The organism is Streptomyces sp. NPDC088252, from assembly GCF_044740965.1.
GTDB lineage: Bacteria > Actinomycetota > Actinomycetes > Streptomycetales > Streptomycetaceae > Streptomyces.
The window spans coordinates 227,227-248,191 of sequence record NZ_JBIURS010000010.1 but is presented as its reverse complement, the minus strand read 5'-3'; the positions used below and the strand labels follow the sequence as shown (position 1 = coordinate 248,191).

19 protein-coding genes are annotated in these 20,965 nt (G+C 70.5%); 13 read left to right on the top strand and 6 right to left on the bottom strand.

The features are described 5' to 3' along the window. Positions 1–2 precede the first annotated feature (2 nt). The 12 genes from ACIOHC_RS22405 (at position 3) to ACIOHC_RS22350 (ending at position 14,967) form a co-directional block, all read left to right on the top strand. Positions 3–365 (top strand): hypothetical protein, encoded by a 363-nt coding sequence (locus ACIOHC_RS22405; protein WP_351074638.1) that lies wholly within the window; start codon positions 3–5, stop codon positions 363–365. A gap of 38 nt (positions 366–403) precedes the next feature. After that, positions 404–730, top strand: a complete 327-nt coding sequence (locus ACIOHC_RS22400; RefSeq protein WP_351074639.1) for a hypothetical protein — start codon at positions 404–406, stop codon at positions 728–730. A 125-nt stretch (positions 731–855) separates the two neighbouring features. Next, positions 856–1,392, top strand: coding sequence for a hypothetical protein (locus ACIOHC_RS22395; protein WP_351074640.1), 537 nt, complete (start codon positions 856–858; stop codon positions 1,390–1,392). 126 nt (positions 1,393–1,518) lie between these two features. Then, on the top strand, positions 1,519–3,246 hold the full coding sequence (locus ACIOHC_RS22390) for an ADP-ribosyltransferase (RefSeq protein WP_365690995.1): 1,728 nt from the start codon (positions 1,519–1,521) through the stop codon (positions 3,244–3,246). After that, positions 3,243–3,644, top strand: a complete 402-nt coding sequence (locus ACIOHC_RS22385; RefSeq protein WP_351074643.1) for a hypothetical protein — start codon at positions 3,243–3,245, stop codon at positions 3,642–3,644. Before ACIOHC_RS22390 ends, ACIOHC_RS22385 begins: the two co-directional genes overlap by 4 nt. Before the next feature lie 2 nt (positions 3,645–3,646). Next, complete coding sequence (locus ACIOHC_RS22380) at positions 3,647–4,441, top strand: DUF6508 domain-containing protein (RefSeq protein WP_351074644.1); 795 nt, start codon at positions 3,647–3,649, stop codon at positions 4,439–4,441. Between the two features lie 254 nt (positions 4,442–4,695). Further along, positions 4,696–5,007 (top strand): hypothetical protein, encoded by a 312-nt coding sequence (locus ACIOHC_RS22375; protein ID WP_351074646.1) that lies wholly within the window; start codon positions 4,696–4,698, stop codon positions 5,005–5,007. A gap of 102 nt (positions 5,008–5,109) precedes the next feature. Continuing rightward, positions 5,110–6,483, top strand: a complete 1,374-nt coding sequence (gene eccD, locus ACIOHC_RS22370) for a type VII secretion integral membrane protein EccD (protein WP_401843666.1) — start codon at positions 5,110–5,112, stop codon at positions 6,481–6,483. A 53-nt stretch (positions 6,484–6,536) separates the two neighbouring features. Further along, on the top strand, positions 6,537–7,886 hold the full coding sequence (locus tag ACIOHC_RS22365) for a MinD/ParA family protein (protein WP_401843664.1): 1,350 nt from the start codon (positions 6,537–6,539) through the stop codon (positions 7,884–7,886). Positions 7,887–8,007: 121 nt separating this feature from the next. Then, positions 8,008–11,979 carry a type VII secretion protein EccCa gene (gene eccCa, locus ACIOHC_RS22360; protein ID WP_401843662.1) on the top strand — a complete coding sequence of 1,324 codons (3,972 nt, stop codon included), beginning with the start codon at positions 8,008–8,010 and terminating at the stop codon, positions 11,977–11,979. A gap of 82 nt (positions 11,980–12,061) precedes the next feature. Beyond that, positions 12,062–13,480: a DUF6177 family protein gene (locus ACIOHC_RS22355; RefSeq protein ID WP_401843660.1), complete on the top strand. Its 1,419-nt coding sequence runs from the start codon at positions 12,062–12,064 to the stop codon at positions 13,478–13,480. Positions 13,481–13,989: 509 nt separating this feature from the next. After that, on the top strand, positions 13,990–14,967 hold the full coding sequence (locus ACIOHC_RS22350; protein ID WP_351074728.1) for a terpene synthase family protein: 978 nt from the start codon (positions 13,990–13,992) through the stop codon (positions 14,965–14,967). 305 nt (positions 14,968–15,272) lie between these two features. Here the strand turns inward: ACIOHC_RS22350 and ACIOHC_RS22345 are convergent, their stop codons facing one another. Then, positions 15,273–15,488, bottom strand: coding sequence for an EF-hand domain-containing protein (locus tag ACIOHC_RS22345; RefSeq protein WP_123461777.1), 216 nt, complete (start codon positions 15,486–15,488; stop codon positions 15,273–15,275). A 175-nt stretch (positions 15,489–15,663) separates the two neighbouring features. Between ACIOHC_RS22345 and ACIOHC_RS22340 the strand changes: the two genes are divergently transcribed. Next, complete coding sequence (locus ACIOHC_RS22340) at positions 15,664–16,302, top strand: GNAT family N-acetyltransferase (protein ID WP_351074654.1); 639 nt, start codon at positions 15,664–15,666, stop codon at positions 16,300–16,302. 12 nt (positions 16,303–16,314) lie between these two features. On the opposite strand, the gene ACIOHC_RS22335 is transcribed toward ACIOHC_RS22340, so the two are convergent. From ACIOHC_RS22335 to ACIOHC_RS22315, 5 genes are all read right to left on the bottom strand, one after another. Beyond that, positions 16,315–16,923 (bottom strand): ADP-ribosyltransferase, encoded by a 609-nt coding sequence (locus ACIOHC_RS22335; protein WP_351074730.1) that lies wholly within the window; start codon positions 16,921–16,923, stop codon positions 16,315–16,317. Between the two features lie 90 nt (positions 16,924–17,013). Then, positions 17,014–18,198, bottom strand: coding sequence for a YncE family protein (locus ACIOHC_RS22330; protein WP_351074655.1), 1,185 nt, complete (start codon positions 18,196–18,198; stop codon positions 17,014–17,016). Beyond that, positions 18,198–19,007 carry a polysaccharide deacetylase family protein gene (locus ACIOHC_RS22325; RefSeq protein ID WP_401843657.1) on the bottom strand — a complete coding sequence of 270 codons (810 nt, stop codon included), beginning with the start codon at positions 19,005–19,007 and terminating at the stop codon, positions 18,198–18,200. Before ACIOHC_RS22325 ends, ACIOHC_RS22330 begins: the two co-directional genes overlap by 1 nt. 355 nt (positions 19,008–19,362) lie before the next feature. After that, positions 19,363–19,878: an ATP-binding protein gene (locus ACIOHC_RS22320; protein ID WP_351074731.1), complete on the bottom strand. Its 516-nt coding sequence runs from the start codon at positions 19,876–19,878 to the stop codon at positions 19,363–19,365. Between the two features lie 251 nt (positions 19,879–20,129). After that, positions 20,130–20,897 carry an enoyl-CoA hydratase-related protein gene (locus ACIOHC_RS22315; RefSeq protein ID WP_351074659.1) on the bottom strand — a complete coding sequence of 256 codons (768 nt, stop codon included), beginning with the start codon at positions 20,895–20,897 and terminating at the stop codon, positions 20,130–20,132. Positions 20,898–20,965: the final 68 nt, after the last annotated feature.

Here is a 20,965-nt window from a genome sequence, read left to right as displayed (position 1 = left end):
ACATGACACGAATCGACATCGACGACCCGGAATTCGAAATGGACGAAGGTGAGGTCGTCCTCTATCGAGGAGAGCGATTCACCGGCGAGGTCGTCGAATACCAAAAGGGTGCGCTGGTCAGCCTCGTCACCTACAAGGAAGGGGTTGAGGACGGCTCTTCCAAGGCGTGGTACATGGATGGGACCCTGAGGTCCGATGGAGTGCTGCGGGAAGGGCTCCCGGTCGGTGAGTCCAAGGATTGGCATCCCAACGGGAGGCCGGCCGCACGCGTGTTCATGAGCGCGAACGGACTGCGTCAGTTGGAGATCACCGAGTGGGACGACGCGGGGAACCTGACGAAGGAGTGGCGGGCCGAGCGCGGTTGATGCCGAGCCGGGTCGACATCGACGACCCCGGAGTCGACATGGATCAGGGGCAGCGCCTGTTGTACAGGGGGGAACTCTTCACCGGCGAGGTCGAGGAGCGTCTTGGCGATGCCGTGGTCAGTCTGGACTCCTACGTGGCGGGGGTGCAACACGGTCCCAGCCGCGAGTGGTACGAGGACGGCACTCTCCGTTCCGAGGCGACGGCCCGCGAGGGGCGTCCGGTAGGGGTGTCCAGGGAATGGCATCCGAACGGTGTGCTCGCCTCCGAGGTGGAGTTTTCCGAGGACGGTACGACCATGCTCGCCGAGCGCTGCCGAGACGAAGAGAGCCGGCCGACGAAGAACTGGAGCGCGAGCGAGGGCTGACTCCGGCCCCGTAGGCCAACGAGTGAACAGCGAACCGTCGCCACATCAGGCGCACGCCTGCGGTGCCGAGGAGGGCCGGCCGTTCTTCGACGTCCGCGAGTACATCGAGCCGGCTCACGCGTGACGTGGCGACGGATCTCGGTGAGTGGGCTGAACCTGAAATGACCGGCGACCGCCCACGCGTGGTGATCGAGCGGTTGCACACCATCAACTGGAGCGACGACTCCGCAGCGTATGAGCACGCGAATTCGCGTGCTCTGCTGATGCGTGAATACCTGCGCCGTGCGGCTCGGTGGGCGCAGGCGTACGGCGTTGAAAAGTCGTGGCCGTTCTTCGACATCGCGGAGCATGTCGCGCCTGAGGTCCGGACGCCGTCCGATGTCGCCGCTGAACTGGAAAAGGTGCTCACAGGCCTGGCTCCGTCCTCGCTCGAGAGGAGTGCCGGGGCGCCGTTCGGTGGGCCGTGCTGCGGAGCGCCCCGGCACCGGGTCGACGACGACCGGATGTATGACGAGGCGTTCACGCGCAACCTCCGCTGGCAGCCGATCGAATACCTCCGGTTGTACGTGCTCGGGCACAACGAGGTCGGCCACGTACCGATCACCGAGATCGAGGCCGCCGCATTCATCGAATCGACGACCAAGACGCTCATCGGATCCTGATGACCCACCGGGTCCGCAGGTGGTCGGCCCGCCCCTCACGATCGTGTGCACGGCGTGAAAAGAGACCGAAGATCCTCGGGAGCCCCGTCACGCCCGGAGGACTCCCGTCCTCCGCGATCCGGTCAAGTGCCGTGTTTCCGCACCTCATTGCTGTGCCGCGCTTCGGCAGCCGTTTCACAGCCTGTCCACAGCCTTGAGGCCCTCGATTGCTTCACCGGCGGCACCGGCGGCGCCGGCGGCGCCGCCGCAGGAGCCGGCAAAGCGGGTGCCGTCGCCAAAGCACTCTCCGTCGCGGGCAAGGCCGGCAAGGTCATCGACCCCATGACCTACATCGCCAAGGGCACAGGCGCCGGCCTCTCCAAGATCGGCGACATCACCAAAGGCCTCAAAGGCATCAGCAACATCGAAATCCCCAAACTCCCCGACGGTTCGGTGCAGTTGCCCGACGGGCGCTTGCTGGAACCCAACGGCAATTTGGTCACCCCGAACGGTGTCATCGACACGACCCCGATCCCGCACGACACGGTCCCCCATACATCGGGCCTGCCGTCGTCCTGGCAGATTCAGCAGCCGGTGCCGACGGGCGTCCACGCGGGAAGCGGCTTCCCCGACGTGGCGCCGCACACCCCCGGCGGCGGCTTCGACAATGTGCCGTACGGTCCGGCCAACCACGTCCCGGGCGGCGTACCCAACCACATACCGAACGGATCGTTCGGCCCCGCCCCGGCACACTTCGACCCGGCCAACCACGTCCCGGGCGGCGTCGGCAGTCACGTTCCCACCAACCACTTCCCCACCGGCGCCGGGCACGACATCCCCGGTCACACGGCTCCGGGGCACGATCTGCCGCCCACCGGGCCGCACGGGCCGGGCCACGACCTGCCCCACGGCACCCAGCACAGCCCGGACGCCCCGCACACCCCGGGCCACGACGGCCCGGGAACGCACGGGCACGACGGTTCGCACGGTGGCGGCCACGACACCTCGCACGGCGGGCACGCGGACGACGTGGCCGCGCACGCCGACGACGCGGCGCACGCCGGTGACCACAGTGGCCACAGCGGCCACGTCGACCCGCACAGCGCGGCCGACGACCTCACGCACGGCGCCGACGACGCGACGGCCGCCGGCCACCACGGTGGGGACGGGGTGGGGAACGGCGGTCCGGGCGACGGTTTCACGTACACCCCGCACATCTCCGCCGACGACTTCGACGACCTCACGACGGCCGAGAAGCACCGGGTCGCCGCAGCCGAACTCACGGAGGGAACGGTCCCGTTCCCCGACGACACGGCGGCGATCAAGTACGGTCAGGACTATTGGAACGACTACGTGGACAACCTGGACCCGTCCGCGAAGCAGGCTCTCTGGGACTACACCGGTGAGACGTTCCCGTCGTACCACGACATGAACGGTCATCTGCGCGGTACTCCGGGATTCGGTCCGAAGCCGGAGGTGCTGCACGACATCGCCGAAATGGACAGGGTCATGTCGACGCGTCCCGTGCCCGACGACATCATGGTCGTCCGGGGTACGGGGCTGGGCCACCTCAAGCTGGACTCCCCGCTCGACATGCTGGGCAAGACGTACCCGGACAAGGGCTACACCTCCACGTCTCTCGGCAACCACCCGGTGTCCGGCTTCGCCGGCAAGGAGGCGATCCTGCACCTCCGCGTGCCGAAGGGGACGCCCGCCCTGTGGCTGGAGAAGGTCTCCAAGTTCGACGTGTCGGAGCGCGAGCTGCTCCTGGCCCGCGGTTCCGAGTTCAAGGTGACCCGCGTCTTTATGGAGAATGGCCAGGTCCAGGTCTACGGGGAAGTCCTGCCGCCGAACAAGGGAGTGGTACACGAATGAGCAGCGAGCAGCGGCCCAATCCGCGGCTGAACGAGGATCTGTTGTTCGACGAGGCGCCCGGCGGGCCGCCGCGCTACGGCTCCCGGTCCCACAAGCCCGTCCAGTACCTGACGGTGGCGGACAGGGACGGCGAGACGATCGGCTACGTATGGGCGAACGACGAGGACGACGCCGCCGGTTGGCTGGTCCGCAAGGCGGGCGGCGACGAGGCGTTCAACAAGGGTGCGAGGTGGGCCCGGAAGCTCCACGACGCGAAGGCCCGGGGTATCGCCCCGACGGCCGCCCTGGCGGAGATGATCGAGGAATCGGATCCCTCGAAGAGCAGCCATGTCGTGCCCGGCTCCCTGACCGAGGCGCCGAACGTCGATGTGGTCAGGAGTCTCGCCGCCGCGAGCTGACCATGACGTACGAATCCGAGGCACCGCGCTACCGCGCCGGGACCGACAAGCCGGTTCATCACCTCACCGTCGCCGATGTCCGCGGCGAGGCAATGGGCTACCTGTGGGCCAACGACGCGGACGACGCCGCCGGTTGGTGCCTGCGGCCCGCCGGTGACCGGGCCGGGTTCGACGAGGGGCTCGAATGGTCCGCGAAACTCAACACGGCCAAGGCGCGCGGGCTCCTTCCCACGGCCGCGCTCGCCGAGCTGGCCCGTGACTCGGACCCGAGGCGCGTCAGCCATGTCGTCCCGGACTCCCTGACCACGGCCCCGACCCTGGCCGCGCTCACGGAGCTTGCCCGCGTCGTCACCGAGGCCGACGACCGGCGTCTGCTGGCTCAGCTCGACCGCGAGAACGCCGACTCGTGGCACGAGTTGGGGGAAGCGCTCGCCGCGCTCACCGACGAGGACCGCGCCGTGCGGTGGTCCGAGGGCGGGCAGCGGCCCGACGGCACCCGGCGGATGAGCCACCCGCTCCACAGCGAGCGGCTCCAACGCCTGGTGCACGCACTGTCCGCCGTCGGCGCGGTGACTCCCGCGTACCTGTGGCAGGACAACCCGCCGCCGGCCGTGCCCGCCGACGGACGGCTGGGCCCGGCGGACGCGGTGCGCGCGGCCACGGCCGTGGTGCGCGGGGAACGGTTCTCCGACGGGACGATCGCCCAGGCGGCGGAGAGCGGTCTTCTCGACGCCGTGGCAGAGTCGTTGTGCGCTTGGTACGAGCGCGTGGCCGACGGTCCGCGGGACGATCCCTGACGCATACGGAATGCGCGTTCGCCGTGCCCCCTCGTGCCGCAACCTGGGCTGTACTGCCTGCTCGCCCATGCCTTATGTTGCAGGAGTGAATTAGGGGTATCCCGTACGGTGCCCGGCGACTGATGCGGAATGTGCCGCTCCCCGGAACTCACGGGAGAGACCCGGCCCCGGCCGCCGTTCCTCGCGCCGACGGCCGCTGACGTAACGACCACGACCGACACCACGTACGACTGAGGCAACGGACGACGAGACGAATGGCACGGGATTACGACAGCCAGCTTCTGGAGTCGGTGGCGGTACGCCGGCGCAGGATGCGGGACGCGCTGTTGTTCGGCGCGCAGCGGGCGCGGCGTACGGCGGACGAGCGGCTCGGGAAGGTGTTCGCGGGGATCGCCATCGCCGCCGTGCTGTGTGCGGGATGTATCGGATGGTCCTTTGTCCAGAACATGTTGGAGAAGCAGAAGGCCGAGCAGCAGAAGCAGCAGCGCCAGGAGCAGCAGTACCAGCAGCCCGCGAAATCACCACAACCGGAGAAAAATGGGGAATCGACGAAGAATCCCCAATAGCTCGATAGCTCCGGCCCATTCAGAAAGAGTTCTCCACAAAGGGGCCGGAGAAGGCGCTAGTAGCATGGGCACGCCAAGCTGCCCGACTCCTCAAACGTCGCGATGATAGGTTCCCGTAAAGTGGTGAGCACAGCAACGACTTCCCGGGCGCAGCTCAGCCGGGTGACCCTGGTCGGCGAACGACGCCGGGCCGATATCGTCCTGCCGTCCGATACGCCGATCGGGCAACTGCTGCCGGACATTCTGCAGTTGCTGGACGACCGGGCCGCAGCGCGTCCGATGACACGACAGTTGATCACGTCTGACGGCTCCGCGCTGCCGCACGACAGCACACTGTCCTCGGCCGGGATCGCGGACGGTGCCGTACTGCGTCTCGTCCGGGCCCACTCCGCGCCCCCCGCCCCGGTCGTGCACGACGTCACCGATCTGGTGGCCGACGACCTCGATCTGCAGGCCTGGCGCTGGCGTCCCGCCGCGCGGCGGACCAGTGCGGGTGTGGCGTCGGTGGCCTTCGCGGTGGTCGCCGCGCTGCTCGCCCGTCGTGAGTTCGCGCTCGAAACGCTGACCGGCGCCCTCGTGGCCACGACGGTCGTCCTGCTGGCGGCCGGTGCGCTCTTTTCGAGGATCGGGCAGGGCAACCGGGGCCTGGCGACCGCGCTCCTGCTCGCGTCCGGCAGCCTCGGCATCGTCACCGCGTGGACCGCCGCCGATGCCTACGACTGGTCGGGAACCGCACGGCTCGCGGCCGTCGCGGGCGCGATCGTGCTGATGCTGGTCCTGCTCGGCTACTTCTCACCGCTCGGCCGCGGCGGACTCATCGGCGCCGCCGCGACCACCGCGATCGTCGTGGTGTGGGAGGCCGTTGCCGTCGTCCAGGACGATCCGGCCCGGCTCGGCGCCGTCATGGCCGTCTTCTCCGTGGTGCTCCTCGGGCTGCTTCCCCGGCTCGCACTGGCGGCGTCCGGGCTCACCGCCCTCGACGACCGCCGGTCCGGCGGCGTTTCCGTCAGCCGCCACCAGGTGGGCAACGCGCTCGCGGCCACTCACCGCGGCCTGGCCCTCGCGACGGTGGTCACCGCGGTCTCCGCGGCGGCCGGCGGCTGGCTGCTCACCCTGGCGGACAAGCCGTCCGTGTGGACCGTGGCGCTCCCCTCGCTCGTCGCTCTCGTGCTGCTCTCCCGGGCGCGGGCCTTCCCGTTGGTCGCCGAGGTCGTGGCGCTCTTCGCCGCCGCCGCGATCCTGGTCGTGCGCCTCGTCATGCTGTGGACGCAGCACGCGGGGGGTGCCGGGCCGCTCGCCCTGCTGTGCGTGGCCGCGGTGCTGCCGCTGTTCGTCCTGGCGGTGCAGCCGCCCGAGCATGTGCAGGTCCGGCTGCGGCGCATGGCCGATCTGGTCGAATCCATCGGCGTGGTGGGGCTCTTCCCGCTCGCCGTCGGTGTGTTCGGCGTGTACGGACAGCTGCTCAACAAGTTCTGACTCGACGCGCAGGTGCTCCGGGCGGGGCAGCAGGGCGAAAAAGAAGGGCAGACATGCCGAACGAAGACAACTGGCAGGGCGACGTACTGCGCGCCATGAGGGGCGGTGCCGCCCAGGAGAGCGCGCAGGGCCCCGGCGGGCAGGGGTACGGTGCCCCCGCGCAGGGGCAGGGCGGTCAGCCGTACGCCGCCCCCGCGCCGAACCCCGGCCTCCCCGCACAGGGCGCCCCCGCTCACGGGGCGCCCCTACAGCAGGTCGGCCACCAGCAACCGCAGCAGGCAGCCGCCCCGTACCCCGGACCGCAGGAACAGCAGCACGCCCAGCAGGCAGCCCCATCTCCCGGCTACCCCGAACAGCAACGGCCACAGCCGCCCCAGCGCCCCGGCCCCGCCGAACCGCAGCAGGCGGCGCCCCACCCCGTCGGTCAGCCGCAGCCGCAGCAGGCCCGGGCCGCGTACACCCCCGGCACCCGCCCCCACCGCACCCCCGACTCCCGGCCCGTGGTGGACAAGGGCCTCGCCGCCGTCGGCCGCAAGGCGCGCCATGGCGAGCCCTTCGCCGCTCGGGCGGCGCGCGCCCTGCGCGTGAGCGTGTCCTCGTCGGCCGCCCGCGAGGTCGCCCGGACCACCGCCACCGCCGAGATGCTCCAGCAGCCCGTGACGACCGGTCGGCAGATCGCCGTCACCTCGATCCGCGGCGGCGCGGGCAAGTCGACCGTCGCCGCGCTGCTCGGCACCGCGTACGCGCACTACCGCCAGGACCCGGTCCTCTTCGTCGAGGCCGACCCGGCGCTCGGTTCGCTGCCGCTGCGGCTCGGCGCCGAGACGCTGCGCTGGACCACCGGCGACCTGGCGGGCATCATCGAGCCGCAGATGTCGCTGATGGACATCACCGGCTATCTCGTGCAGCTGCCCGGCAATGCCTGGCTGCTGCCCGGCAGCCAGGGCCAGATCGGCGCGATGCTGGACAGCAGGGCGTACGAGCGGGTCATGGTCTCGCTGCGCCGGTACTTCGGCGTCACCGTCGTCGACTGCGAGACGCTGCCCGCCGAGGTCGCCCGGGTCGCGCTCTCCGCCGCGCAGGCCCGCGTGCTGGCCGCCCCCGCCACGCTGGAGGGCATCACCAGTACGTACGCGGTGCTGCAGTGGATGCAGTCGCTGCCCCGGCAGGTGATCGCCGGCACGGTCGTCGTGCTCAGCGCACTCGTGCCGCATCCCGGACTCGACCTCGCCGAGGCCGCCGAGAAGCTCAAGGCGACCGGAGCGGGCGTCCAGGTCCTGCCGTACGACCGGCATCTGGCGGCCGGCGGCGCGATCCGTACCGAACTCCTCGCGCACGCGACCAGGGAGGCCGCCACCCGTCTCGCCGCGGACGTGTTCCGGCTCTCCCAGCAGCACCACTGACCACGACCGGCAGCACCAACGACCACGACCGGGGCACCACCGACGAGGGTCGGCGGCACCGCCGATCCCCGGTCGCCCACTGATCCCCGATGCCGAGCCCGACCCCGAGTGACGGACGACGATGAGTACCCGACTGATCCACCGCCCGGCCAGGACCACCCGGCCGCCGGCCGCCTCCGAGGCACGCACCATCGAGGCCCCGCCGAACCTGCCCGAGGGCAAGTCGGGCAACATCGCGATGTCGCTGTTGCCCGTCGCCGGTGTGATGTCCTCGGTCGTGATGATGACGGTCGTGCGCAACAGTCAGTTCGCCGGGCTCGGCGCGATCATCCTCGTCGTCACCGTCATCGGGTCCGTCGCGCTCGTCTTCTCGCAGCGCGGCAAGGCACAGCGCACCCGCCGCACCCAGCGCGAGGCCTACCTCGCCTATCTGGAGGACCTGCGCGAGGAGCTGTCCGTCGAGGAACGCGAACGGGCGGAACGGGCCGATGTCCTCAACCCCCCGCCGCACGCGCTGTACGACATAGTGCGCGACCCGGCCCGGGTGTGGGAGCGCCGCCGTCTCGACGGCGACTTCCTGCGGGTGCGCGTCGGTACCGGTGAGATGCCGGTACGCGATCTGAAGGTCGCCCAGCAGGGCTCGTCGGTCCTCTCCCCGCCCGACACGTTCATGCTCAACGAGGCGTCGGCGCTGATGGACCGGTTCCGTACCGGCACCGAACTGCCGCTCACCGTCCCGCTCGACCGGGTCGGCAACATCAGCGTCATCGGCCCGCGCGAGGACTGCCTGCGCGTCGCGCGCGCCCTGCTCGTCCAGACCGCCGCCACCCACGCCCCGGACGACGTGGCGATGGCCCTCGCCGTGCCCGGCGACCGGCTGGCCGACTGGGAGTGGGCCAAGTGGATGCCGCACCTGCTCGACCCGGAGCAGTTCGACGGTCCTGTCGCCGCGCGCCGGATCGCCCCCTCGGCGCCCCGGCTCGCCCGTCAGATCGGCCCGGAGCTGCGTCGTCGCGCCTCGTACGCGGCCGAGGTGCGGCGCGGTCTGTCCGGCAAGGACGCGCTGTCCATGACGTCCCGGCTGCTCGTCGTCACCGACGGGCACGGCGAGGACGCCGTCGACCTGCCGCGCCCGGACGACGCGGTCGGCCTGCGCGAGATGAGCGTCAGCGTGCTGCATCTGCTCGAACACCGGGTGCAGGAGCCGGGACACGTCAGCGTCCGGATCACCGTCGACGGCGACGCGGTGGTGATCGAGGATCTGCGGGAGCAGGAACCGATCAGTGCCCGCGGCACCGTGGACGAGGTCGGCGTCCCGTTCGCCGAGGGGCTGGCCCGGATGCTGGCGCCGATGCGGCTGTCCGCCGAGTCCCTCGTCGACGCCCCGCTGTCGGGGCCTGTCGACTTCGCGGATCTGCTCGGCATCGACGACGTGGCACAGCTCGATCTGTCACGTCTGTGGGCGCCGCGCGGCGAACGGGCCTTCCTGCGCGTGCCGATCGGCATCAGCGACTCCCACCAGCCGGTGCTCCTCGACCTGAAGGAGTCCTCCGAGCTGGGCATGGGCCCGCACGGGCTGTGCGTCGGCGCCACGGGTTCCGGCAAATCGGAACTGCTGCGCACCCTCGTCCTGGCCCTGGTGGCCACGCACCCGCCGGAGGATCTCGCCCTCGTCCTCGTCGACTACAAGGGCGGTGCGACCTTCGCGCCGTTCGCCGACCTGCCGCACGTGGCCGGTGTCATCACCAACCTGGAGAACCAGGCGGGCCTCGTCGAGCGGGTGCACGCCTCGCTCGCCGGTGAGGTCAAGCGCCGTCAGCAGGTCCTGAAGGACGCGGGCAATGTCGCCGACATCGGTGACTACGCGGCGCTGCGCGCGGACCGGCGGCCCGATCTGGACCCGCTGCCGCATCTGTTCGTCGTCATCGACGAGTTCGGTGAACTCCTCACCGCCAAGCCGGACTTCATCGACCTGTTCCTGTCGATCGGGCGCATCGGCCGCTCCATCGGGGTGCATCTGCTGCTGTCCAGCCAGCGCATCGAGGGCGGCAGGCTCAAGGGCCTGGACACCTATCTCTCGTACCGGCTCGGTCTGCGCACCTTCTCCGCCGACGAGTCCCGTACGGTCCTGGACACCACGGATGCCTTCCATCTGCCGCCGCTGCCCGGATTCGGCTATCTGAAGGTCGACACCAGCCACTACGAGCGCTTCAAGGCGAGCTATGTCTCGGGCGCCTACCGGGGTCCGGTGGAGCGTACGGAGGAGGCCGACTCGGGTCCGCTCGCCCTTGAGTACAAGGCCTACAACACCTTGGCCGAGCCGGAGAGCACGGGCGAGGAGCCCAAGGTGCGGCGCCGGGAGACCGGGCCGACCGAGATGGGCGTCATCGTCGATCAGCTGCGTGACGCGGCCGGTCCGGTGCGCCGTATCTGGCTGCCTCCGCTGCCCGACGCCATCGCCCTGGACAAGGTCGCGGGTCCGCTGGAGGTGGGCTCGCGCGGAATGCAGCTCGCCAAGCGGCAAGGTCCGCTCCAGGTGCCGCTCGGGCTGCTGGACGACCCGACCAAGCAGTGGCAGGGCCAGTGGTACCTGGACCTGACGGTGGCGGGCGGTCACGCCGCGATCATCGGCGGCCCGCAGTCCGGCAAGACCACGCTCCTGCGCACGCTCGCCCTCTCGATCTCGCTGACCCACACCCCTCAGGAGGTCGGCGTCTACGGCCTCGATCTGGTCGGTGGCGGTCTCCAGGCCCTGTCGGGCCTGCCGCACGTGGGCGGGGTGGCCGGCCGGGCGGACCGGGAACGCGCGGCCCGTACCGTCGAGGAGGTACGGGGCATGCTCGCGATCCGTGAGGAGCTGTTCCGCGAGCACAGCATCGACTCCGTGGAGCAGTTGCGTTCCCTGCACGCCGCAGGCCGGCTGCCGCAGCTGGCGTCGGCCGAGATCGTGCTGATCATCGACGGGTTCGGCGCGCTGCGCGACGACTTCGACGAGCTGGACGACGCCGTGGTCGACATCCTCAAGCGCGGTGGCGGCTACGGCATCCATGTCGTCGCGGGCATGCTCCGCTGGAACGACGTGCGCATCGCCACCCAGTCGAACTTCGGCACCCGGGTCGAGCTGCGGCTGAACGACCCCAGCGAGTCCAGCATCGACCGCAAGCTCGCCCAGACCCTGTCGCCGGACGAACCGGGCCGCATCCTCACCGACGGCAAGCTCTTCGCGCAGGTCGCGCTGGCGCGTACGGACGGGCTGGCCGACACCTCGGACCTGGGCGCCGTCCTGGAGCACACGGCCCGTACGGTCCGTGCCACCTGGAGCGGCGAGGTCGCCCAGCCGGTACGGATCCTGCCGCACGTGCTGGAGCCGCATCTGCTGCCGGGCCCGGTCGCCGAGCCCCGACGGGTGCCGATCGGGCTGGACCAGACGGCGCTGGCGCCCGCCATGCTCGACCTGTTCCAGCACGACCAGCATCTGCTGATCATGGGCGACAGCGAGTGCGGCAAGACGAACCTGTTGAAGACCATCGCCGGTGGACTCATCGAGCGCTACGGCGAGGAGGAGCTGGTCTTCGCCGTCATGGACCCGCGGCGCGGCCTGCGCGGCGCGATTCCGGAGGAATTCCGGGGCGGTTACGCGTACAACCCCAAGATGTGTGCCGGCCTCGCCGCCGGTATCGCCACCGAGCTGGAGAAGCGGCTGCCCGACGACCGGGCGGACACGGAGGACCTGGAGCCGGGCAGTTGGGGCAGCGGTCCGCGGATCGTGATCCTCGTCGACGACTACGACGTGCTGACCACCGCGGGCCAGGCGCCGCTCGATCCGTTCCTGCCGTACATCCCGTCCGCGGTCGACATCGGGCTCCACTTCGTCCTGACGCGCCGGGTCGCGGGCGCGTCGCGCGGCATGTACGACCCGTTGGTGCTGGGGCTGCGCGAGTCGGGCTCCTCGGCGCTCCTGATGGCGGGCGACCGGAGCGAGGGGCAGCTGTTCCCCGGTGTGTACGCCGCGCAGCAGCCGCCGGGCCGCGGTGTGTTCGTCCAGAGGGGCCGGCCCCACCGCCTGATCCAGACCGTGTACACCGCCGAGTGACGCACCGGGGAGCCGTCCCGTACCCGCGGGGCGCGCCCCGCAGCGCATCCGCACCCCGGACGAAGAAGGAACGGCCGACCACATGACCAAGGACGTCATCGCCCTCACCACGCGCATGCCCGATCCGTTGACCGTGCTCGCGGGTCTGCTCTCGGGCGGCCCCGACAAGCTGGTGGGGACGGCGGGCGAGGATGCCGTCGTGCAGCTCTGCGACGAGCAGGGTCGTCCGCTCGTCTCCGTCGAGGCACCGCTGCTGGTGCAGGTCGCGGGCGAGGCCGAGCGGCTGCTGGGGGCCACCGCTCCCCCGGTCCCGTTCTGGTGGACGGAGGCCCGTGCCACCACCGGTGTCGAGGAGGCCGAGCTGCTCGCGGGGACCTTCGCGGCCCGGATCGCCACTCTGGCCGGGGGTTCCGCCTGGCCGCCGGAGGCCGCGCGTTCCCTCGCCGTGGTGAAGACCGACGGCGTGAGTGTCGCGCCCACGCCCGCCGCCGCGCAGCCCGCCGTGGACGCCCTCACCGACAAGGTGGCCGTCGTCATCCAGGACCGTCCGGTGATCGCCATGACGGCCTGGCTCTCGGACGCGTTCCGGGCCGCCGCCAACGCCGAACTGGGCCTCCAGATCGTCACCTCGCCGGGGGTCACGCTCTCGCCCGCCGTACGCAACAGCCTGAGCGGCTGGCCGTCGCGCTGGGTGGTGCAGGACGAGAAGGACGGCTACTACGACGGGCTGTCAGGTGCCGTACTGCGGTGGCAGAACGGTCTGTTCTCGCCGGTCGAGGCGGCCGACCCGGTGCCCGGGGACCCGCGTACTCCGGTGGCCGCCGCCTACCAGGAGGTCGCGAACACCGGCGAGCGTCAGCTGGCCGTCTCGTTCCGCACGGTCCACCCCGCCGACGACCGGCTGGTGCTCGGCGGGGCCGTGGAATCGGTGTGGCGCGAGCTGACCGGCGAGGCTCCGGCCGGCTGGGGCACCGCGGAACCCGCCAACCTGCCCTGGTCGCTGCGCCGGCTGACCGATGTCGCCTACGAGCGGGCGCCCGAGCCGACCTGGCTCGTGGTGGTCGGCAGCCCGGACCGGCCGGGCCTGGCGACGGTCCGCATCAGCCGTACGAAGGCCGGTGTGGAGGAGGACGTCACGCTGGCGTTCGGCTACGGACCCGACGAGGAGCCGCCGCTGGAGGCCCTGCCCCGGGCCGCGGAGATCCTCGCCACCCGTCATCACCTGCAGTCGATGCTCATCCAGCTCCGCAAGGCCCGCCGCGACCTGGCCGTTCCGCCGCGCTTCGAGGGGCCCGGTGTCCCGCTGGCCTTCGTGCTCGGCGCGGAGGAGGTCCGCGAGATGCCCGGCGACCGTGCCCGGCGCACTCCGCTGTCCGAGCCGCCGGTCCAGCTCGGCCCGAGTTCCCGTCCGTCGCTGTACTACCCGCTGCCGGGCGACCCGTCGGACCTGTCGGGGTGGCAGGACTTCGAGCGGCTGATGCGGCATCTGAAGGGCGCCTGAGCCTGCTGTGAAGCGCCCCGGCGGGGGATCACCGACTTGCCGGGGCGCTTCGGGGGCCGCACCGGAACGGCGCGAAATCGACGATTTTCGCGGCCGTCGGCGCGGCCGTCGCGTTGATCGTCTCACGTGGTCGCCGACCGCTCGGAGATGTTCATGCCTCCCTCACGACCACGCAATTTCGGTCACACATGACTTCCCTCCCTCGCACACTGGGGGTTGACTGGGAGTCACGCATGGTGATGCCACCGTCCTGCGCCAAGGGCGTTTGCCATCGCGGGCCCGCGGGCCCGGCCCCGATGCCCCGACCCCGGCGGAGGAGAGTGAGCAGGGATGACCCCCTCGACTCGTGCGGTGAGCCTTCGGCCGGGATCGCTCGGGAACGGGCGGTCCGTCTCCCCGTGCGTCATGGCTTTGACGCGTGAATTCGATCAGCTCGACGTTCGTATCATTCATCCGCATCGTTTCGACGAGGGGCATCAATGAGCCAGATCGCGCTGCCAGAGTTTCATATGCCGTTCCTGAGCGCCGGGTGCAATCCAGGAATCGAGGAGACCAGGAAGGCCGCATGGGAATGGGCCGAAACCAATGGTCTCACTCTCTCTCCGGTGGCCCACAAGAAGATGATCCGGACAAGGCCCGAACTCTGGATATCCCTCATATTCCCCACCGCTTCGCAGCAGCACCTCGATCTCTTCTGCCAGTGGCTCTTCTGGGCCTTCCTCGTCGATGACGAGTTCGACGACGGGCCCGCCGGACGGGATCCGCGCATGTGCGGGGCGGCGATCGACCGACTGGTGGCCGTGCTGGACGGCACACCGCCGCGCGGCGCCATGGAGCAGGCACTCGCGGGACTGCGGGCCCGGACGTACCCGGACCGCTCGACGCGCTGGATCCGGCAGTTCCGGCGGGACACGGTCGCCTGGTTGTGGACCTACTACGCCGAGGCCGTGGAACGGGCCGCCGGACAGGTGCCGACCAGGGCCGAATTCGTGAAGCACCGCCGGGATTCGGTGGCCATGCAGCCCTTCCTGGACCTGCATGAGATCACCGCCGGAATCGACCTCCCGGAATCTGCCCGCAGCCTTCCCGCGTATATCGCCCTGCGCAACGCCGTGACCGACCATTCGGGACTCTGCAACGATATCTGCTCCTTCGAGAAGGAGGCACTGCTCGGGTACGAGCACAATGCGGTACGCCTCATTCAGCGCGACCACGGATTGACTCTCCAGGAGGCGGTCGACGAGGCCGGGACGCAGCTCGCGGAGATAGCGGAACGGGTCCGGCGTGCCGAGCGGGAACTGATCGCGGAAATAGAGGCGGCCGGGATCCACGGCCCGACCCGTGCCGCGCTGGAGCGGTGCGTGCAGGACTACCGCGGGCTGGTCAGGGGCGACTTCGACTACCACGCCCGCGCGGAGCGCTACACCCGCCCCGATCTGGTGGAGGTCGACCGACGGGAGTCGCTGTCACGGTTCTTCGCCGCCTGACGGGCACCGGCGGGCCATGGCACGGGGGAGGCGGGAGCCCGACGCACCCGGGCGCAGCCGGATCCGGTCGCCCCCAGTGACGGCCACCGATCTGCTGCTGCGCGCCCCGTTGAACCGGGTGGCCGACGCCCGCGCCGATGCCTCGGGGGCACCCGGCCCGGGAGCCCCTGCCGTGGTGCACGCCCCGCGCGACGACGAACCGCGCGGCTGGGCCGCGTACCGCGGGAACGCCCGAGAGCCGTTCCGCCGTGACCGGAGGCGACGGGTCGACGGCCCCGGCCCGCGGGCCGGGGTCCTTCCGGCCGTCAGCCCTTGTTCTGCGCCGCCCAGAACTCGTCGAACGTGAGCAGCCCGTCGCCGTTGGCGTCGTGCGAGTTGATGACGGCCTGGGCCACCGGCTCGGTGACGTACGGGTCGCCGAGCTGAGCCATCACGCTCTTGTACTCGGCGGCCGATATGAGCCCGTCGCCGTTCAGATCGAACCGCTCGAATGCCTTGCGCGCCGACTCGATGTCCGCCACAGTTCCGCCCTTTCGTGATGCCTCACCCATGCCTGGCCGGGGTCCGACCAGTGTCTGACTGACGGGGGTCAGATTAACGGGCCCGGCGGATGGCGGTCGCGGCGGCCGGTCGTCGATCATGGGTGGGTGACCCGTCGCCCGGCGGGACACGACACGGCCGGGGAGCGGGACTCTGATGGACGACACACTGGTACGGATCCTGACCGATGCGGCGCACGGACGGTTTCCGCCTCCGGACGGGTCCACGACGGTGGTGGGGCAGCCCGACGCACGGGACGCGGGCGTGGTGGCGTTCACCGCGCACTCGGTGGTGTTCACCGACGAGGATCCCGGGTGGGTACGGGACGTCCTGGCCGCCACCCCCGGCGACGAGCTCGCCGCGACGATGAATCCGTACTTCCTGAGCGCCCTGCTGGCCCGGACCGGCCGGCACATGAACACCATCGATCTGCTCACGGTCGCGGACGCGCTGCCGGGCGAGCCGGAGATCGCGCTGCGGGAGATCGCGGACCCGGAGCATCCGCGGGTGGCACGGGCGATGAAGTACCGCGACGAGGTGCGGGTCTGGTCCGCCGACGGCGGTGTGGTGATCCTCGGCCGGGGTGTCGCGGGACGCTGGGAGACGGCGATCGAGGTGGCCGAGGAGGCGCGCGGTCGAGGCCTGGGCGAGCAACTGGCGCGTGCGGCCCGGCATCTGGTGCCGGACTCGGTGGTGTGGGCCCAGCAGTCGCCGGGGAACGCCCGCAGTGTGCGGACGTTCCAGGCGGCGGGCTACCGGCCGGTGGGCTCGGAGGCCCTGTGGGTCGCGGGGTGAGGGTCCGGCGGATCAGCTGCGCCACGGCTTGTAGTGCGGGTTGTCGACGCACTTGTTCATGATCTCGGTCTTGGTCGCCTGGTCGATGGGGCATGCCCCGACGATGAACGTGCGGTCGACGCCGCCGGGGAAGGCGACCTCCACCTGGTCGGAGTACTTGTGGGTGTCACCGATCGTCTTGTTCACGTCGATGCCGCCGGGAGCGTCGATGTAGTAGTTGAACTCGCTCTTCCAGCGCTTGTACAGGTCGTGGTCGTACGTGGTGGAGACGAACGGCGAGGGCTGGTTGACCAGGACGTACTTCTCCAGGTCGTACTGGCCGTAGACGATGTCCCTGGCGTGGAAGCCCTCGTCGAAGACGGCCTGCGGGCCCCGGCCGTCGGCCCGGTAGAGCTGGCGGCAGTTGTCCCGCCAGGAGGGGCGCGGGGTGATGCGGCGGATGTCCACCGGGTCGGCGGCAGCGAAGAGATGGTCGGCGACGACCGGGCAGCCACCGGGCTTGAACGCGACGGCCGCGGGAGCGGCGGCGGGGGCGGCCTCGGTGGCGGCGGCCGGGACGAGTACGGCGGAGAGTGCGACAACGGCGACTGCGGCCCGACGCCGCAGACGAGAAGTGATCATCATGACGGTCACTGTCTCGGCAGTGCGGTGCCGGGCCGTGGAGCGTCACCCGAAGGCGAGCGTGTCAGGCGGAGTATTGACGTCGGGCCGTCAGCGGAAGACGCCGGTGTGGCCCAGCGAGTACCGGCCCGGCTGCGGGTAGACGGCGAGTCCGTGCGGGCCGCTGCCCACCGGGATCCGGGCGAGCTGTTTGCCGGTGGAGGTGTCGATCGCGTACACCTCGGAGTTGTAACGGCCGCTCAGCCAGAGGACCTTGCCGTCCGTCGAGACCCCACCCATGTCCGGGCTGCCGCCGTGCGGCAGGCGCCACTTCTTCACCAGCTTGCGCTGGGCGAAGTCGAAGACGGAGATGGTGCCCTCGCCCCGGTTGGAGATGTACATCTCCTTGGAGTCGCGGCTGACGTAGAGGCCGTGGGCGCCCTTGCCGGTGGGCAGCAGCTTCGGGGTGGTGAACTTCTTCCCGTCCAGGACCCACACCCCGTTCGCGACCATGTCCGCGATGTAGAACGTACCGCCGTCGGGTGACAGCTTCACGTCCTGCGGCATCGCACCGCCGAACGGCAGCTTCTGCTGGGCGACGACCTTCATCTTCGCCGTGTCGACCTTGAGGAGTTCGCCGGAGAACTCGCAGGAGACGATGAAGTAGCGGCCGTCCGTCGAGAAGTCGGCGTGGTTGACTCCCGCGCATGTGACCGGGACGGCCTTGGCGGTCTTCATGGTGCGGGCGTCCCGGAAGACCAGTTGGCGATCCATCGAGGCCATCACCACGGCGTACTTGCCGTCGGGGGTGAAGTAGAGGTTGTACGGGTCGGAGACGGGGACCGTGCGGCCCTTCTTCCCGGTGGCGGGATCGATGGCCGTGAGGCTGTCACCGAGGTCGTTGTTGACCCAGAGGGTCTTCAGGTCCCAGGACGGGACGACGTGCTGAGGCTGGCGGCCGACCTTGATGGTCTGGATGACCTTGTACGTCGCGGGGTCGATGACCGACACCGTGTCGGAGTTGGTGTTGGGGACGTACACCCGGGACGGGAAGCCCTTGACCGCCGGAGAGAGTTTCCCCGGCCGGTCGGCCGCGTAGACGTCCTTGGCGTCGAGAACCGGCGGCATGCCGGGCAGCCCCGGCGGTGCGGGCGGGGTGAGTCCCTCTGGCGGTACGGCGGCCTCGCTGCCGACGGCCTCGACGTTCCCCTTCTCGGCCGGGGAGCCACAACCGGTGAGTACCGCGAGGAGGACGCCCCCGAGCAGGGCCGCGGTGTGCTTGGTGGAGGTAGACATCAGGTCAGCAGCTCCGTGGTCGTCACCGCGCGCAGTCGGCGGCGGTCGATTTCGGTGAGGAGGAGAGGCAGGGCGGCGACCGTGTCCGCGTAGCCGAAGTGCAGGCTCACCACCGATCCGTTGCGGATCTCCCCGGCCACCTTGCGGGTGACGGCCGCGGCGCCGGGAGAGGTGAAGTCGAGGGAGTCCACGTCGTACGAGAGGACGTGCGGGTAGCCCGCGGCAGCGGCGAGCCGCTGGACGAGCGGGGTGGCGTACCTGGCGCGCGAGGGCCGGAACCAGGTGCCGATGGAGCCGGTGAGCCGGCGCAGCCGCTGGGCGCAGCCGGTGATCTCCGCGTACGCCTCGGTCTCGCCCATCGAGGAGATGTCGACATGGTGCTGGGTGTGGTTGCCGAGGTCGTGCCCGCCGTCGAGGATGCGGCGGGCCATCTCGGGGTGCTCGTCGAGCCAGCTGCCGACGGCGAGGACGGTGATCCGGGCATGGGCCCGTTCGACCTCGGCGAGCACGGTCCGGGCGATGGCGGGGTCGCCCTGGCCGTGGAAGGTGAGGGCGACGCGGGCGCGGTCGCGGGGGCCGTGGTCGATCTGGGCCGGCTGTCCGGGGAGGCGGCGCGGGGTGGGCGCGGGGTGCGGGGCGGGATGCCCGGTGGACGTGGTGGTGGAGCGCTGCGGGCTCGCGGCGTTCCCGGCCGGCACGGTGGACTCGCCGCGCTCCGCGCATCCGGCAGTGAGGACACCGGCGAGGGCGGCCCCCGCTCCGGCGCACAGGGCGCTGCGGCGGTGCACCGGTCTGTCGGAGGCGTTCATGTGCAGAACAGTAGGCGCGAAACAGTCAGAAGATATTATTAAGGACTTATAGGTGAAGCGAATGAATCATTCGCCGAATCCCATAAGTATTCACACTTTTCCAGGCAAGTGACCCATCACACCTGTGATTCACATGAGATACGCCCCATAATATCAATCAATGCCCTTTTTGCGCCTTTGGCGGCGAGGTCGCCCATCTGCCATAGTCGGTCACACGACCGCACCGACCCGAGCCCGGTCGTCACAAGCGGCCGTGGACACACCCCCCATTTCACGGCCCCCACACAGCAGCCCCCGAAGCGCCCCACCACGGCGGACCGGGGGCTTCTGTGCATCCGGAACGGGGCCGCCGGGGTCAGCGGTCGGAGATCCGCATCTCGAACCACGTGGTCTTGCCGCGCGGCAGCAGGTCCACTCCCCACCGGTCGGAGAGCTTGTCGACGAGGAACAGCCCGCGCCCACTGACATCCATCGCCTGGACGGGCATCAGGCAGGGCAGCCCGCGCGAGGGGTCGCGCACCTCGATCCTGATCCAGCCGCGACGCCGCAGCATCCGCAGCCCGAAGACCCGGGCGCCGGTGTGCCGCACGGCGTTGCCGACGAGCTCCGAGACGAGCAGCACGGCATATTCGGCGGTCTGCGCAGGGAGCGCCCACTGACGCAGCACCACGCACGAGGTGAGCCGCCGGGCGGTGGCCGCGGACTCCGGGCGGGACGGCAGCCGGACCTCCCCCTCCGCCGGATTCCCGAACAACTCCAGCGCCTTGAACGCCTGTTCGTCCTCGATGGTCGGCATCCATCGCGCCGCCGTCGCGCCGCTGCGCGGTCGCGGCTGCTCCACACCCTCCAGGCCCGCCATGCACACCATCATGGCCGCAAGGCGGGCGCTCCGGGGCCGTTCCCAGGGAATCCGCACCCCGGAATACATCATTCCGCAGAGGTCGATCGGCATATGCCAGTGGCAGAATGACGCCCCTCACACCCCTGTTGACCTGCACGGATATCCCGTCCGGGCGACTTTGCCAGCCTCTTCGGACAGCCGGACCTCAAGGGCCCCTCAAGGTCCGGCCAATCCGCCCGCACGGATGAACCCGCGTCAACCTGTGCCCAACTGGCGTTCGCTCAGAGGAATTTGGCCTTGCCCGGCCCCTCTTCCACGAAGCTGCGCATTCCGCGCTCCCGGTCCTCGGTGGCGAACAGACCCGCGAACCAATTCCGCTCGATCGTGAGCCCGGTGTCGATGTCCGTCTCCAGCCCCGCGTCGACGGATTCCTTGGCGGCGCGCAGCGCGAGGGCCGGCCCCTTCGCCAGCCCGGCGGCCCAGGCGTGCGCCCGCTCGTACACCTCGGCGGCGGGCACCACGCGGTCCACCAGACCGATCGACAGGGCCTCCTCGGCCTTCACGTGGCGGCCGGTGAAGATCAGGTCCTTGGCCCGGGAGGGACCGATCAGCCGGGCGAGCCGCTGGGTGCCGCCCGCGCCGGGGATCAGCCCGAGCAGGATCTCCGGCTGGCCCAGCCGGGCGTTGTCGGCGGCGATCCTGAAGTCGGCGCAGAGCGCCAGCTCGCAGCCGCCGCCCAGCGCGTAGCCGGTGACTGCGGCGACGACGGGCTTGGGGATCCGGGCCACCGCGGTGAAGGAGTCCTGCAGCGCCTTGGACCGTACGACCATCGCCGTGTGGTCCATCGCCTGCATCTCCTTGATGTCCGCGCCCGCCGCGAACACCTTCTCGCCGCCGTAGAGGACCACGGCGCGGACGTCGTCGCGTCGGGTGGCCTCCTCGGCGAGTTCACGCAGCCGGTCCTGGGTGGCGACGTCCAGGGCGTTCATGGGCGGGCGGTCCAGCAGGATCGTGCCGACGCCGTCGCGTACTTCGAGGGTTACGGTCATGAGAGGCAGGTTACGGCCTGGTGCACGACAGCGAGCGGGCTCCGCCGCCCCTGACGCGAGCGGGCCCG

Coding starts and splice junctions, on each gene's coding strand:
- ACIOHC_RS22405 (WP_351074638.1), top strand. CDS start 3: ATGACACGAATCGACATCGACGACCCGGAATTCGAAATGGACGAAGGT.
- ACIOHC_RS22400 (WP_351074639.1), top strand. CDS start 404: ATGGATCAGGGGCAGCGCCTGTTGTACAGGGGGGAACTCTTCACCGGC.
- ACIOHC_RS22385 (WP_351074643.1), top strand. CDS start 3,243: ATGAGCAGCGAGCAGCGGCCCAATCCGCGGCTGAACGAGGATCTGTTG.
- ACIOHC_RS22380 (WP_351074644.1), top strand. CDS start 3,647: ATGACGTACGAATCCGAGGCACCGCGCTACCGCGCCGGGACCGACAAG.
- ACIOHC_RS22375 (WP_351074646.1), top strand. CDS start 4,696: ATGGCACGGGATTACGACAGCCAGCTTCTGGAGTCGGTGGCGGTACGC.
- eccD (WP_401843666.1), top strand. CDS start 5,110: ATGATAGGTTCCCGTAAAGTGGTGAGCACAGCAACGACTTCCCGGGCG.
- ACIOHC_RS22365 (WP_401843664.1), top strand. CDS start 6,537: ATGCCGAACGAAGACAACTGGCAGGGCGACGTACTGCGCGCCATGAGG.
- eccCa (WP_401843662.1), top strand. CDS start 8,008: ATGAGTACCCGACTGATCCACCGCCCGGCCAGGACCACCCGGCCGCCG.
- ACIOHC_RS22355 (WP_401843660.1), top strand. CDS start 12,062: ATGACCAAGGACGTCATCGCCCTCACCACGCGCATGCCCGATCCGTTG.
- ACIOHC_RS22350 (WP_351074728.1), top strand. CDS start 13,990: ATGCCGTTCCTGAGCGCCGGGTGCAATCCAGGAATCGAGGAGACCAGG.
- ACIOHC_RS22340 (WP_351074654.1), top strand. CDS start 15,664: ATGGACGACACACTGGTACGGATCCTGACCGATGCGGCGCACGGACGG.
- ACIOHC_RS22335 (WP_351074730.1), bottom strand. CDS start 16,923: ATGATCACTTCTCGTCTGCGGCGTCGGGCCGCAGTCGCCGTTGTCGCA.
- ACIOHC_RS22330 (WP_351074655.1), bottom strand. CDS start 18,198: ATGTCTACCTCCACCAAGCACACCGCGGCCCTGCTCGGGGGCGTCCTC.
- ACIOHC_RS22325 (WP_401843657.1), bottom strand. CDS start 19,007: ATGAACGCCTCCGACAGACCGGTGCACCGCCGCAGCGCCCTGTGCGCC.
- ACIOHC_RS22320 (WP_351074731.1), bottom strand. CDS start 19,878: ATGATGGTGTGCATGGCGGGCCTGGAGGGTGTGGAGCAGCCGCGACCG.
- ACIOHC_RS22315 (WP_351074659.1), bottom strand. CDS start 20,897: ATGACCGTAACCCTCGAAGTACGCGACGGCGTCGGCACGATCCTGCTG.